Genomic DNA, 13,148 nt, shown 5'->3' with positions numbered 1-13,148 from the left:
CAGGCGCCGTTGCCCGCCGATATGACGCAGCTGTTGGCTGCGCTGCGCGCCGATGCGGCCCAGGAGACCCGCCGTGGCCGGTGAGCTGCCGGTGATCCTCCCCGACTGGCCGGCGCCGCCGCGGGTGCGGGCCCTGTCCACTACGCGCCAGGGCGGCGTGAGCCGGGGGCCTTATGCCAGCTTCAACCTGGGCGAGCATGTCGGCGACAACCCGTCCGCCGTAGCCACCAACCGGCACCGGCTGGTCAGCCATTTCTCGCTGCCGGCAATGCCCGGTTGGCTGCGTCAGGTGCATGGCACGGCGGTGGCGGACCTGCGCAGCGCTCCGCCGCGGCCGGAAGCGGACGCCGCCTGGACCGATCGGCCGCAGCAGATCTGCGCCATTCTCACCGCCGACTGTCTGCCGGTGCTGCTGTGCGACCACGGGGGCAGCGTGGTGGCCGCCGCCCATGCGGGCTGGCGCGGGCTGGCGGCGGGTGTGCTGGCGCAGACGCTCGCGCGACTGCCGTTGCCGGCCGCGCAGTTCATGGCCTGGCTGGGACCGGCCATCTCGCAGTCTGCCTTCGAGGTTGGCGACGAGGTGCGTGCGGCGTTCGTGCACCGGGACCCGGGCGCGGCGGCATGTTTCGAGGCGACGGGCGCCTCTGGAAAATATCGCGCCGATCTGTACGGCCTGGCGCGACGACAACTGCAGGCGCTGGGTGTGTCCGCTATCTATGGCGGCGAGTGTTGCACCTACCATGATCGCGAGCGCTTCTTTTCGCATCGGCGCGACGGCGTGTGCGGCCGGCAGGCCAGCCTCATCTGGCTGGGCTGAGTTCATGCGCTTCGCCCCGCCGCTTGCACACGCAGGGGCCTGGTATCCGCAGACCTGCCCCCCACAAGCAAGCGCAAGGGTGCGCAGCGCGCGCCTTTCCCGGTAGCATAGGCGCCCTTTTCATCGGCGCGCGCGCATGTCCCTGCTGCTCTGGGTCGTCCTGTTCAGCCTGCTCGGCGGCATCCTGAGTGTGACGCTGGCCTCGCTGCTGCTGGTATTGCCGGCGGGCGCACGCCGGCGTCTGTTGCCGGGTCTGGTGAGCTTCGCCATCGGCGCGCTGCTGGCGGCGGCCTTCACCGGCCTGCTGCCGCGTGCCTTCGAACTGGCACCCACGGCGGTCCACAGTCTGGGACTCACGCTGCTGGCCGGTATCCTGCTGTTCTTCGTGCTGGAAAAAATGGTGCTGTGGCGCCACAGCCACGCCGGTCATGACTTCCAAGATGCCGCCGTGCATGCGCCGCATGCGCACCGGGAGGCCACCGCCGGCCCGCTGATCCTGGTCGGCGACACCATCCACAATCTGGTTGACGGCGTGCTCATCGGTGCCGCGTTCCTGACCGATTTCCATCTCGGCGTGCTGACCAGCATCGCGGTGGCGGCGCACGAGCTGCCGCAGGAACTCGGCGATTTCGCCATCCTGCTGCACGCAGGCATGCGCCCGCAGCTGGCGCTGGCGCTCAACCTGCTGACCAGCCTGGCGACCGTGGCCGGCGCCGTGCTGGCCTACCTGTCGCTGGCGCAGCACTGGTTGCCCTTCGTACTGGCACTGGCCGCGGCCAGCTTCATCTACGTCGCGGTGGCCGACCTCATTCCCGGCCTGCACCGACACAGCACTTTGTCCGCCAGCCTGCGCCAGGTGGCGCTGATCGCGCTCGGTGTGGGTGCGGTGCTCGCCGGCCACCTGCTGCGTCGGCAATAATTACAGCCGCCGCCACGGGTTGCGCCTGCAATCGCTTGCGCCACCTGTAAGGGTCTGCTACAACTTAAAAAAATCCGAAGCTTGCCCGGGTAGCGCGTGCGCAGACAGGCGCAATCCGGCATTGAAAAACAACAACAACGGTTTCTCTGGTGGGGAGCCGTGGCGGTGTGAGAGATGAGGAGGATGCATGGTGTCCGGCAGTGCAATGTTCGGGGCTCGGTGTCATGCGGCCGGTGCGGCGAATCCATCCTGCGTTGATCCACGTTTCGATCTGAAACCCGCGGACTAGCGGCCATGCACCTACGCGGCCAACAGCGGCGGCTTTGGTGTGTATTGAGGGGGCGAGGGGGATGAGAGCGGCAAAAACGGGTAGGCGATGGGCTCTGGGGGCGGCGGCGGCGCTGCTCGGCTTGCCGGCACATGCGGTGCAGTTCGAGTGGAGCGTGGGTGAGGACACCGTCAAGACCACGATCAACACCAGCGTCCAGTTCGGCGCCCAGTGGCGGGTCGAGGAGCGCTCCAAGGATCTGGTCAGCAAGACGGCCAATAACCCCGCTCTGTGTCCGCGCGCACCCAATGGCGCCGGCACCAGCTGCCAGGGTCACACCGAGCTTGCCAACCCGCTGCACGGGCCGGGCGGGCTCGACCTCAACAGCTTCGTCGGCGAGGGCCCGGGTGCCAACCAGGTGTTCGTCGATGCGCCCGGTCAGTTCTCCAACAACAACGACGACGGCAACCTCAATTACGACAAGGGCGACATCACCCAGGCGGTCGGCAAGATCAGCTCCGATCTGACGCTCACCTGGCGCAACTTCGGTTTCTTCGCGCGCGGCTACTACTTTTATGACACCGAGAACCGTGGTCGCAAGAATTTCAACCCGGCCACCATTACCCAGGAGGCGATCGACGCCGCCGGGGGGCTGCGCCGCATCAATGGCGTACCGACGACCCGCGACCGCGACAAGCTGACCTTCCGCGGCCGCACCGATGCGATCGAGGAGCAGATCGAGACCGACTTCAAACTGCTCGACGCCAACGTCTCCGGCGTGTTTCCGTTCTTCGGCGAACGCGAGCTGACGGTCAAGGTCGGCAATCAGCCGATCAACTGGGGCGAGAGCACCATCCTGATCGTCAACTCGCTCAACACCTTCAACCCGCCGAATGCCAACGCCCTGTTCCGGCCGGCGTTCCTCGACCTGGCCGAGGTGCTGGAGCCGATCGGCGCCATCAGCGCCTCCACCAGCCTGACGGAGAGCCTGAACCTCGAAATGTTCTACCAGTACGACTGGGAGCCGCTCGAAATCCCGGCGCCGGGTTCGTACCTGTCTTTCATCGACGTGGGTTCCGACAACGCGCGCGACTACGTCAACCTCGGCTTCGGCAAGGCGGCCGAAGACCCGGACCGCCTCAGCCTGGCCGACCAGCTGATCCTGTCGGCGGTGGCCGGCGACGTGGTGACCGAGGCCTTCGAGCTGCTGCCGGAGAACCGCGCGCGCGACGGCGGGCAGTACGGCGCCGCGCTGCGTTACTACGCGGATTGGCTCAACGGCGGCACCGAAATCGCGTTCTATGCCGCCAACTATCACAGTCGCCTGCCGTTCGCGAGCTTCTATGCCGGCGATTACGGCTGCTTCAGTGATCCCAACGATCCCAACAACACGACCGGCGGTGTGTTCAACGAGCCCTCCGGCGTCGGTGCCACCGATCTGGCCTTCATTGGACTGGCCTGCCCGGATGCCGACCTGGCGCTGGCGGTGGAAAGCTCGCTGCCGGCAGCGGTGGCGCCCCCGGTGCGCAACCAGGTGGTCGGGCCCGATGGCACGGCCTTCAACGTCTCCACGATCAAGGCACAACTGGAGTACCCCGAGGACATCAAGCTCTATGGCGTGAGCTTCAACACCTCGTTCGGCGAGATCTCGGTGCAGGGCGAGATCGCCTACCGACCGGATTCGCCGCTGCAGGTGGATGACACCGATCTGGCCTTCGCGGCCTTGCAGAACACCTTCCCGCGCGGCAACGGGCGGGGCGACAGTACCGACGTCTACCGGGTCGAGTTCCCGGGTGTGGGCCAGGTCGGGGGTCTTCCCGGCGCGCGCTATGCCATCCCGGATTTCATTTCGGCCTATCGCGGCGAGGATCCGCTGGGCCGCGCGCCGGGTTCCTACATCCGCGGCTGGGAGTACTTCAAGACTCTGCAGTACAACCTGGGCGCGACCTACATCATGGGTCCGGAAAACTGGGTGAAAGCCAACCAGATCATCTGGTTCGCCGAGCTGGGCGCCACCCAGGTGCTGGATCTGCCCGACCTCGACGAGCTGCAGATCGACGGCCCCGGTACCTTTACCCACGCCAGCGCCGGCACCGACGGCACCGGTGCCGATGGCTCGCGACGCTCCAATTCCGGTGTGATCGGGCCTTCCGGCCTGCGCTTCAACCCCACCCAGCAGAAGGACGGCTTCGCCACCGACTTCTCCTACGGCTACCGTATCATCGCCATCCTGCGCTACGACAACGTGTTCCCGGGCATCAGCTTCGAGCCCACCATCATCTGGGCGCACGACCTCGACGGCATCGCGCCGGGCCCGGGCGAGAACTTCATCGAGGGTCGCAAGAACCTGATCACCAACGTCGAGATGCGCTTCGCGCAGGGCTGGAGCGCGGCCTTCGGCTACGTCGGCTTTTATGGCGGCGGCGATTCCAACCTGCTGCGCGACCGCGATTTCGTCAATCTCGGCGTGCGTTACCGCTTTTAGACCAGAACGACAACAAATGAGAGACAGGAAAACATTTCAACAACAATCGGGCGGTGCGGAGCGCACTGCCGTTGCATAGAGGGTAATCACATGCGACACCAGAGAAACGGCAGTCACCGCATCGAGGCGATCATCGGTCTGTCCGGTGGGCTCCTGCTCACGGCGAGCAGCCCCGTGCATGCCTTCGGTTTCCAATTCGGCGAAGTCACCGGCTCGCTCGACAATCAGGTCTCGCTGGGTGCGATTTGGCGCATGGAAGACCAGGACGAGCGTCTGATCGGCAAAGGCAATCTGAACCCCGGTCTGTGCCTGCGGGACTCCGGCAATGACCAGGATCCCGCCACCACCCTTGGGAACGGCTGCAACAGCAGTTCCAACCCGACGCTGAACGAGGCTTTCGTCGCAGCTCCCGGCAGCTTCTCGCCAAACATCGACAACGGCAACCTCAACTACGACAAGGGCGACATCGTCGCGGGTGCCTTCAAGATCACCTCGGACCTCAACCTGAGCTGGCGCAACTTCGGTGCGCTGTTCCGCGCGTCGTATTTCTACGACGAGCCGAACGTGGATTTCCGCGAGTCCCATCCGGATACGACTTTCCAGCCGGCCAAGACCGACCGCCCGAGCGAGGTGGAGAAGCTGGTGGGCACCGACCTCAAACGGCTCGACAGCTATGTGTTCGGCACCTTCCCGTTCATCGGTGACCGCCAACTGACCGTGCGTGTCGGCGACCAGGTGGTGAACTGGGGCGAGAGCACCTTCCTCGTCGCCAACAGTCTCAACCACATCGCGCCGCCGAGCCTGCCGCGGCTGCGCGCGCCGGCCTTCGACGTCAAGGAGCTGTTCGAACCGGTCGGCCTGGTGTTCCTCGGCACCGAAGTCATCCCCAATCTGAGCCTGGAGGCCTTCTACCAGTACGAGTGGAAGCCGGCGGTGCCGGACCCGGTTGGCAGCTTCTACTCCACCAGCGACACTGCGGGTGCCGGCGGCACCTACGCCATGCTGTCTTTCGGCAAGGCTCCGGAAGACCCGACCCAGAGCTACGATCCGAAGACCAACTCAGAAGATGCAACCGGCCTTTTCTCGAGTTCGAGTCGTACGATCCTGCGTATCCCAGACCGCACGCCGGATGATGGTGGGCAGTACGGCTTCAAGCTGGCCTACTTCGCCGAGAACCTCAACGGCGGTACCGAACTGGCGTTCTACCATTCCAACACGCACAGCCGCTTACCGCTGGCGAGCCTGATCGCGTCCGATGCAACCTGTATTGCAGAGGGCACCACCAACCCGTTACAGGCCATCGCCGATTGCGGGGGTGCTGTGCCCGGCGTGGGGCCGATCGGTCGTCTGGGGCTGATGGAAGAGCCGCTGCCGGTCGAGACGGCCAAGGTGTTCCTGGAATACCCGGAGGACATCAAGCTCTACGGCCTGAGCTTCAATACCACCATTGGCGACTGGGCCTGGTCGGGCGAGGTGGCGTACCGCGACAACCAGCCATTGCAGATCCATACCACGGACCTGACCTTGGCCGCAGTGAACCCCGCATTTCCAGCCAACGATATTCCCGTATGCGCTGGCTTGGGAGGCGCACCGGCTGCCTGTGTGCCGGGTCTGCCGACCGTGGCCGTGATCCCGGGGCGCCGTTCGGCCGCCCCGGATTTCGTGCAGACACGCTATCGCAACAGTCCGCCCACGCCGGGCTCGTACATTCAGGGATATGAGTCAATGAAGGTCGCCAACTACGGCATGACTTTCCTCAACACCGTGAGCGCAAGTAACCCACTCAAGGCCGACCAGATCCTGATCGTGTTCGAGCTGGGCGCCACCCAGATCTTCGACATGCCGGGCCTGGATGAGCTGCAATTCAACGCCGCGGGCGCTACGACGCATGCAAGCAATGGCGCGGACGGTACCACGGGGCTGGGTGGCAGTACGCTGGGGCCCGGTTGCTTGGCCCTGGATTCCGATACGGAGCTGCCCGGCATGCCGACGGCTTCCCGGGCCTGCCAGCAGAACCCGACGGCACAGAACCCGCGGGCATTCGTGGACGAGTTCTCCTGGGGCTTCCGCAACGTGTATCTGTTCCGTTACCAGGACGTATTCTTGGGCGTGAACCTGGAGCCGCTGGTTGGCATTTTCAAGGATATCGATGGCATCGCGCCGGGCCCGGGCGAGAACTTCATCGAAGGCCGTAACACCTATCTGCTGGGCTTGCGCTTCGACTACCTCAACAAATGGTCGGGCGAGCTTCGTTACACTGCCGAAACAGGGGCCGGTATCAACAACGCGCGCATCGATCGCGACACACTTGGTTTCAACGTCCGTTACGAGTTCTAAACAGGAGCTTGCCGCTCATGAGCAGTCACACATCCAGTCCCCACCCCCTCCCGCGGCGGCTGGCATGGCCTGCCGCACTGGCAGGCCTGGTCGCGGCCGTGTTCACGGTCGTGCAGGCACAGGAAGAGCCGGCTGCCGAGCCGGCGCCAGCGTCGCAGGAGGCTGCTCCGGCGGCGGAAGCGCAGGCAGCACCTGCACCCGCTGAAGCCAGCCCCGGACTGGAGGGCATCGAGCAGCCCGAGGTGCCGCCGCCGGCACCCGTCGGCAAGGCCAAGGATGGCGACGCCGAGATCATGCCGCTGGCGGCCAAGTCCCTGCTGCTGGATGTCGAGGATACCGGCGCCGGGTTGATCGCTGTCGGCGAGCGCGGGCATATCCTGCTCAGTCAGGACGGCAGGAAGTGGACCCAGTCGCCGGTGCCGACACGCGCCACGCTGACGGCGATCGATTGCGCCGACGCCAGCACCTGCTGGGCGGTCGGGCATGACGCCGTCATTCTCAAGACCAGCGACGGCGGCAAGACCTGGGTCAAACAGTACTTCGAACCCGAGCTGGAAAAGCCCTTCCTGGACGTGCTGTTCTTCGACACGCAGCACGGCTTCGTGATCGGCGCCTACGGGCTGTTCAAGGAAACCCTGGATGGCGGCAATACCTGGAACGAGTTCAATACCGACATCCGTGCCGGAGAGTGGCATTTCAACGCGATCACCCGGCTCGGCAACGGCAATCTGCTGTTGGTCGGCGAAACCGGCGGCATCGCCACTTCCACAGACGGCGGCGTGACCTGGGTGCAGCAGGAATCGCCGTACGAAGGCTCGTATTTCGGTGCGCTGCCGATCGGCGAGAGTGGCGCAGTGATCTTCGGTCTGCGTGGTAATGCCTTCATCAGCGCCGACGCAGCCAAGGGTGGCTGGACGCAGCTCGAGACCGGGACGGTCCAGGGCCTGCTGGGCGGCACGATCCTGCCCAATGGCGACTTCGTGCTGGCGGGCAACAGCGCCACACTCTTGCGCGGATCGCCCAGCACCAATCTGATCCAGCGGGTTCCGGGCGCCATGGGCAAGGGCCTCGCGACGGCGCTGGCCATGAGTAACGGCGACCTGCTGGTGCTGGGCGAGACCGGCAGCTATGTCCTGAAGGGCGCCGCCCAGTAGCGGTAGTTACCAATTCATTCATCGTTGGGGGAGTTATGCACGGAGACGCACGCGGCGCCTTTTCGCAGTTGTTCATTCGCCTGACCGAGCCGATCGTTTTCGGTCGCCGCGGACGGACGCTGCTCGTGCTGTTGCTTGGCACGCTGTTCTTCGGCTATCACGCCTCGCAGCTCAAGGTGGATGCCGGCTTCGAGAAGATGCTCCCACTCGAGCATCCCTACATGAAAACCTTCCTCAAGTACCAGGAGGCCTTCGGCGGCGCCAATACCGTCCTGGTCGCCGTGATCAACAAGGAGAAGGGCACCGACATCTACAACGAGCAGTTCTTGACCACCCTCAAGAAGGTCACCGACGAGGTGTTCTTCCTGCCCGGCATCGACCGTGCCCGCGTGCAGTCGCTGTTCACGCCCAACACCCGCTACATCGAGGTGGTGGAAGGGGGCTTCTCCGGCGGCAACGTGATCCCGGCGGACTATGCGCCTTCGCCGGAGATGTTCCAGCTGGTCAAGACCAACGTCGCCAAGGCCGGCATCATCGGCCGCTTCGTCACCAATGACCAGCGCGGCGCGATGGTGTTTTCCGAGTTGCTGGAGCGCGACCCGGTCACCGGCAAGAAACTGGACTACTGGGCGGTTTCCAAAAATCTCGAGAGCAAGATTCGTCAGCGGTTCACCCAACAGGAAATCTACGAGTACAAGCTGACCAAGGACGTGGTCGACCCGGCCACCAATCAGGTCCTGATCAAGGCCGGTGAGGTGGTGCTGCGCGACGCCGCCGCGCCCAGCCGCTGGCTGCGCTGGCAGACGCTGATTGCCGACCAGAAGACCCCCGACGGTGGCCTGATCGAAGTCAAGGGCGAAGATGTCGAGGTCGCCACGGTACCGAACCCCGACTACAACCCCAACGTCGACATCCACATCATCGGCTTTGCCAAAGTGGTCGGCGATATTGCCGACGCCATCGTGGAAGTGGTCGGGTTCTTCGGTCTCACGCTGTTGCTGACTCTCATCCTGCTGTGGCAGTACTGCGGTTCGCTCAAGATAGCCCTCATTCCGCTGTCGTGCTCGGTGCTGGCGGTGGTCTGGGAGCTGGGCATGTTGCGGCTGTTCGGTTACGGACTGGACCCCTTTGCCATCCTGGTGCCGTTCCTGGTGCTGGCAATCGGTGTCTCACACGGCATCCAGATCACCAGCTTCTGGCTGTACGAAGTCGCCGACCACGGCCTGGAGAGCTTCGAGGCCTCACGCGCCACCTACCGACGCCTCGTGATTCCCGGTATCTCGGCGGTGCTGACCAACGTGGTGGGCTTCGGCACCATCCTGCTGATCCCGATCGCGATCGTGCAGGAGATGGCGATCAACGCCATGTTCGGGCTGATCGCCATCATCATTTGCAAAAAGGTCCTGCTGCCTTGTCTGCTGTCCTATGCCTCACTGAAGGATCCGGTCAAGTTCCGTGAGCATCAGCATGCACGCGACCGGCTGTTCGACTCGGCCTGGAAGATGCTTTCGGCGATTACCAAGAAGCCGATCGCGGCAGCGGTGCTGATCTTCGCGGCGATGTTGTTCGGCTGGGGCTTCTGGATGTGGGGGCAGCTGGCCATCGGTGATCTGCACGCCGGTGTACCAGAGCTGAGGCCGGACTCGCGGTACAACAAGGACACCGACAGCATCCAGGCGAACTTCGCGATCGGTACCGACATCCTCAAGGTGATCGTCGAGACCGTGCCGGAGTCCTGCATCAAGTACGATGTGATGGAGAACATCGACCGCTTTGCCTGGCGCATGGAGAACACGGCCGGAGTCACCTCGGTGGTGTCGTTGCCACAGGTGGCCAAGATCGTGAACTCGGGCTGGAACGAAGGCAGCCTGAAGTGGCGTATCCTGCCGCGCAACCAGTACGTGATCGTGCAGGCCATCCAACCGATCGACACCTCTTACGGTCTGTTCAATGCCAACTGTTCGGCGTTGCCCGTGATCCTGTTCACCCGGGACCACAAGGCCGAGACCATTACCCACATCGTGGCGGAGGTGAATCGGTACAACGCCGAAAACAGCAACCCCGAAGGCTGGCGGCCACCGGAGGATCCGGCCGAGGCGGCCAAATGGGCTGCGCCGGAGCCCGGCACGCCGGAATTCGAGAAGGGGCCGTACATTGACTTCAAGCTGGCGACCGGTAACGTCGGTGTGATGGCGGCCAGCAATGACGTCATCCGCGATACCGAGCACACCGTCTTGTTCTGGGTCTTCCTGGGTATCGGCGTCTGTGTGTTCTTGTCCTTCCGCACGCTGGCCGGCCTGGTCTGCGTGCTGGTGCCGCTGGGCGTCGTGTCGATGCTGTCTTACGCGGTGATGGTGTTCTTGGATATCGGCCTGAAGGTGGCCACGCTACCGGTCGCGGCATTCGCCGCCGGCATTGGCGTGGATTACGGTATCTACATCTACAGCGTGCTGGAGGAATGCGTCGAGAAAGGCATGGAGCTGCGCGAGGCCTACGAGCAGACACTGCACCAGACCGGCAAGGCAGTGATCTTCACCGCACTGACGCTGGGGGCGAGCGTGAGCACTTGGATGCTGTCGGGACTGCAGTTCCAGGTGGACATGGGTATTCTGCTGACCATCATGTTCATCGCCAACGCGGTGGCAGCGGTGTTGATGCTGCCCGCATTCGCCGCCTTCCTGCTCGAGAAGCTGCCAGCCGCGGAGCCGGCCAAGGCCTGAGCGGGCGCGTTTCGCGCAGCCATGTTGCAGCCCGAGTCCGCTACAGGTTTTCGGGCGGTATAAGCTGGCGGTCCCCATCCCGCTTGGGATGGGGGGCCGTTCATGCGGGCGCCGTGCCGGGGCAAGAAACAAAACGCACGGCCTGCATGTTCAATCCACGACGGGTCGGCAGTACGGCGGGCAGGGCAGCTGGGTGAGTTCCCAGGGTTCTGTGTCGAGCCGCAGCGCGCTGAGCCTGCCGCCCCACACGCAGCCTGAATCCAGCCCCCAGACCCGCTCGTCGTCCCAGGCCACCTGCCCGAGCGTGGACCAGTGGCCGAACACGATCCGTTGCCCACGGCTCCTGCGCCCCGGCAGCCGGAACCAGGGCTGCACGTCGTCGCGCTGGCCGTCCGGCGCGCCCTTGTGTTCCAGCGCCAGCCGTCCGTCCGGCGTGCAGTAGCGCAGGCGTGTCAGGCAATTGACGATGAAGCGCAGCCGCGGCCAGCCGGTCAGCGCCGGGTCCCAGCGCCGCGGCTGGTCGCCATACATATGGCCGAAGAACGCCGTGCCGTCGCCCGCACGCAGTACGGTTTCGACTTCGCGGGCGCAAGCCTGGGCGGCGGCCAGGTCCCACTCCGGAGGCAGGCCGGCATGTACCATCGTGACCGCGCGCTCGGGGTCGTGATGCAGCAGCGGCTGACGACGCAGCCAGTCCAGCAGCTCGTCGCGATCGGGGGCCTGCAGCACCGCGTCCAGACTGTCGTCCGTGCGCCGGCGCCGCTGCGGGTCAGCGGCCACCGCCAGCAGATGCAGGTCGTGATTACCCAGGACGGTGACGGCGGCGCTGCCCAGGCTGCGAACGAAGCGCAGCGTACCGAGGGAGTCCGGGCCGCGGTTCACCAGGTCGCCGGTGAACCACAACCGGTCGCGGTCAGGGCTGAAGCGCAGTCGCTCCAGCAGCTGCAGCAGCTCAGCAAGGCAACCTTGGACATCGCCGATGGCGTACAGGGGCATTAGTCAATTTCATCCATGTCTGGCACCGGGCCGGCGCGCTATCTTCTTACCGCGCGCCGCAGGCGCGCGACGCATCACGATCTTTGGGATAGAGTTAAAAGAATCAAGAACATGACAGGGTCCGTGAATCCCTACAAGCGAGGTGTCGGATGACCACACAGACAAAGCGGGGTATGCAGAACCGGGGCTTGCGCAGCCAGCGGGGTGCCAGCGCCGTGGAATACGGCCTGATCATCGCGCTGATCGCCGTTGCCATCATCCTGACGGTGACGGCGCTGGGCGGTGGCCTGGACGGCCTGTTCCAGCAGGTGCTCGACGCGCTGCCCGGCGGCGGCTGACCGGCCGGACCCGCGTTCCATGCACTCCCGACGCGGCGAGTCGGGGGCGGCTGCGCTTGAGTTCGCCATCATGCTGCCGCTGCTCCTGCTCATGATCTACGGGATCGTGGTTTACTCCTACATGTTCATCGTGCAGGAGGCGATCACCTTCGCCGCGCAGGAAGCGGCCGAAGCCGCGGTCAAGGTCGACCCGGCACAGGATCCCGCCGACTATGAAGCGGCGGTCCGGGCGGAGGTGGTGGCCACAGCCACGCGCGTGCTCGACTTCCTGCCGCCGGCGCAGCGTGAGCGCGTGCTCGGCAGCGACGGCTCCAAGGTCGAGGTGACGGTGGCGGATTCGCCCACCGGCATCGGCGGCGTGGTGACCGTCAACCTGGTCTTCAGCTTCAGTGGCCTGTTCCCGCAAATCCCCCTGCCGGCGCTCGGCCCGATACCCCCCATGCCCGGTACACTGGTGGCGCGGGGGGTGGTCGGTGTCTAGCCGTCCCGGCATCCGAACGAAGAAGGGAGACTCGACATGAGCAGTACTGCGCTCAAGATCATGGCCTTGGTGGCCTTCGTGCTGGCGATCGTGCTCGGCCTGATCGCTTACCGCATGAGCCAGACCATCGTCGCGCCCCAGCCAACCGCGCCCGCCCAGGGTGCCGGGGCCGCTGCGCAGACCATGGCCGTGGTCGCCGTCAGGCCGCTGCCGGCCTACGCGCCGGTGCCGGGCGACGCCGTGGCCTTGGTGCCGGTGGCGGTGCTGCCGGAACAGTACTTCACCCGCACGGAAGACGTCGTCGGCAAGGCCCCACTCATCGACGTGCCGACCGGCACCACCCTGGGCCCGCGCCATTTCCGCGAAGCCAACACGCTGGTGCGCTCGATCCCGCCGGGCTTCCAGGCCATGTCGCTGGAGATCAACGATGTGATCGCCGTCGGCGGTTTCGTCCGCCCGGGCGATCTGGTGGATGTGCTGCTGTATATCCGGTCCACCGGCCGCGAGGTGGAGGACAGTCAGGCGCGCATCCTGCTGCGTGAAGCGCGCGTGCTGGCTTATGAAGACCGGATTCTCAACGAGGCGGAGTTCTCGGATGCTCTGCCCGATTCTTCAAGCCGCGTCGGTCTGCCG

Annotated in this window: 10 protein-coding genes; 9 read left to right on the top strand and 1 reads right to left on the bottom strand. The window is 65.1% G+C overall.

All coding sequences use genetic code 11. From position 1 onward, the window contains the following. The first annotated feature begins 73 nt into the window (after positions 1-73). From pgeF to VNJ47_06525, 6 genes are all read left to right on the top strand, one after another. Positions 74-817: a peptidoglycan editing factor PgeF gene (gene pgeF / locus VNJ47_06550; protein HXG28488.1), complete on the top strand. Its 744-nt coding sequence runs from the start codon at positions 74-76 to the stop codon at positions 815-817. 136 nt (positions 818-953) lie between these two features. Next, positions 954-1,736: a ZIP family metal transporter gene (locus tag VNJ47_06545; GenBank protein ID HXG28487.1), complete on the top strand. Its 783-nt coding sequence runs from the start codon at positions 954-956 to the stop codon at positions 1,734-1,736. A gap of 350 nt (positions 1,737-2,086) precedes the next feature. Further along, positions 2,087-4,489 carry a DUF1302 family protein gene (locus tag VNJ47_06540; protein HXG28486.1) on the top strand — a complete coding sequence of 801 codons (2,403 nt, stop codon included), beginning with the start codon at positions 2,087-2,089 and terminating at the stop codon, positions 4,487-4,489. A gap of 90 nt (positions 4,490-4,579) precedes the next feature. Continuing rightward, positions 4,580-6,826: a DUF1302 domain-containing protein gene (locus VNJ47_06535; protein ID HXG28485.1), complete on the top strand. Its 2,247-nt coding sequence runs from the start codon at positions 4,580-4,582 to the stop codon at positions 6,824-6,826. 17 nt (positions 6,827-6,843) lie between these two features. Beyond that, positions 6,844-7,980 (top strand): YCF48-related protein, encoded by a 1,137-nt coding sequence (locus VNJ47_06530; GenBank protein HXG28484.1) that lies wholly within the window; start codon positions 6,844-6,846, stop codon positions 7,978-7,980. A gap of 35 nt (positions 7,981-8,015) precedes the next feature. Beyond that, a complete protein-coding gene (locus VNJ47_06525) occupies positions 8,016-10,700 on the top strand; it encodes an MMPL family transporter (GenBank protein HXG28483.1) in 2,685 nt (894 codons plus the stop codon). Positions 10,701-10,850: 150 nt separating this feature from the next. Here VNJ47_06525 and VNJ47_06520 read toward each other — a convergent pair whose 3' ends face one another. Next, positions 10,851-11,696 carry a symmetrical bis(5'-nucleosyl)-tetraphosphatase gene (locus tag VNJ47_06520; GenBank protein HXG28482.1) on the bottom strand — a complete coding sequence of 282 codons (846 nt, stop codon included), beginning with the start codon at positions 11,694-11,696 and terminating at the stop codon, positions 10,851-10,853. Positions 11,697-11,845: 149 nt separating this feature from the next. Here VNJ47_06520 and VNJ47_06515 point away from each other — a divergent pair, with 149 nt between their 5' ends. The 3 genes from VNJ47_06515 to cpaB all read left to right on the top strand — a co-directional run. Then, positions 11,846-12,034 carry a Flp family type IVb pilin gene (locus VNJ47_06515; protein HXG28481.1) on the top strand — a complete coding sequence of 63 codons (189 nt, stop codon included), beginning with the start codon at positions 11,846-11,848 and terminating at the stop codon, positions 12,032-12,034. A 19-nt stretch (positions 12,035-12,053) separates the two neighbouring features. Next, the gene (locus VNJ47_06510; GenBank protein ID HXG28480.1) at positions 12,054-12,515 is read left to right on the top strand and encodes a TadE/TadG family type IV pilus assembly protein; all 462 of its coding nucleotides are present in this window, start codon (positions 12,054-12,056) and stop codon (positions 12,513-12,515) included. Between the two features lie 36 nt (positions 12,516-12,551). Continuing rightward, positions 12,552-13,148 (top strand): Flp pilus assembly protein CpaB (gene cpaB / locus VNJ47_06505; GenBank protein ID HXG28479.1); only part of this gene is annotated, 597 nt, incomplete at its 3' end.

The sequence above is a fragment of the Nevskiales bacterium genome, assembly GCA_035574475.1.
Lineage (GTDB): Bacteria > Pseudomonadota > Gammaproteobacteria > Nevskiales > DATLYR01 > DATLYR01.
This window is presented reverse-complemented; position numbering and strand designations above follow the sequence as displayed.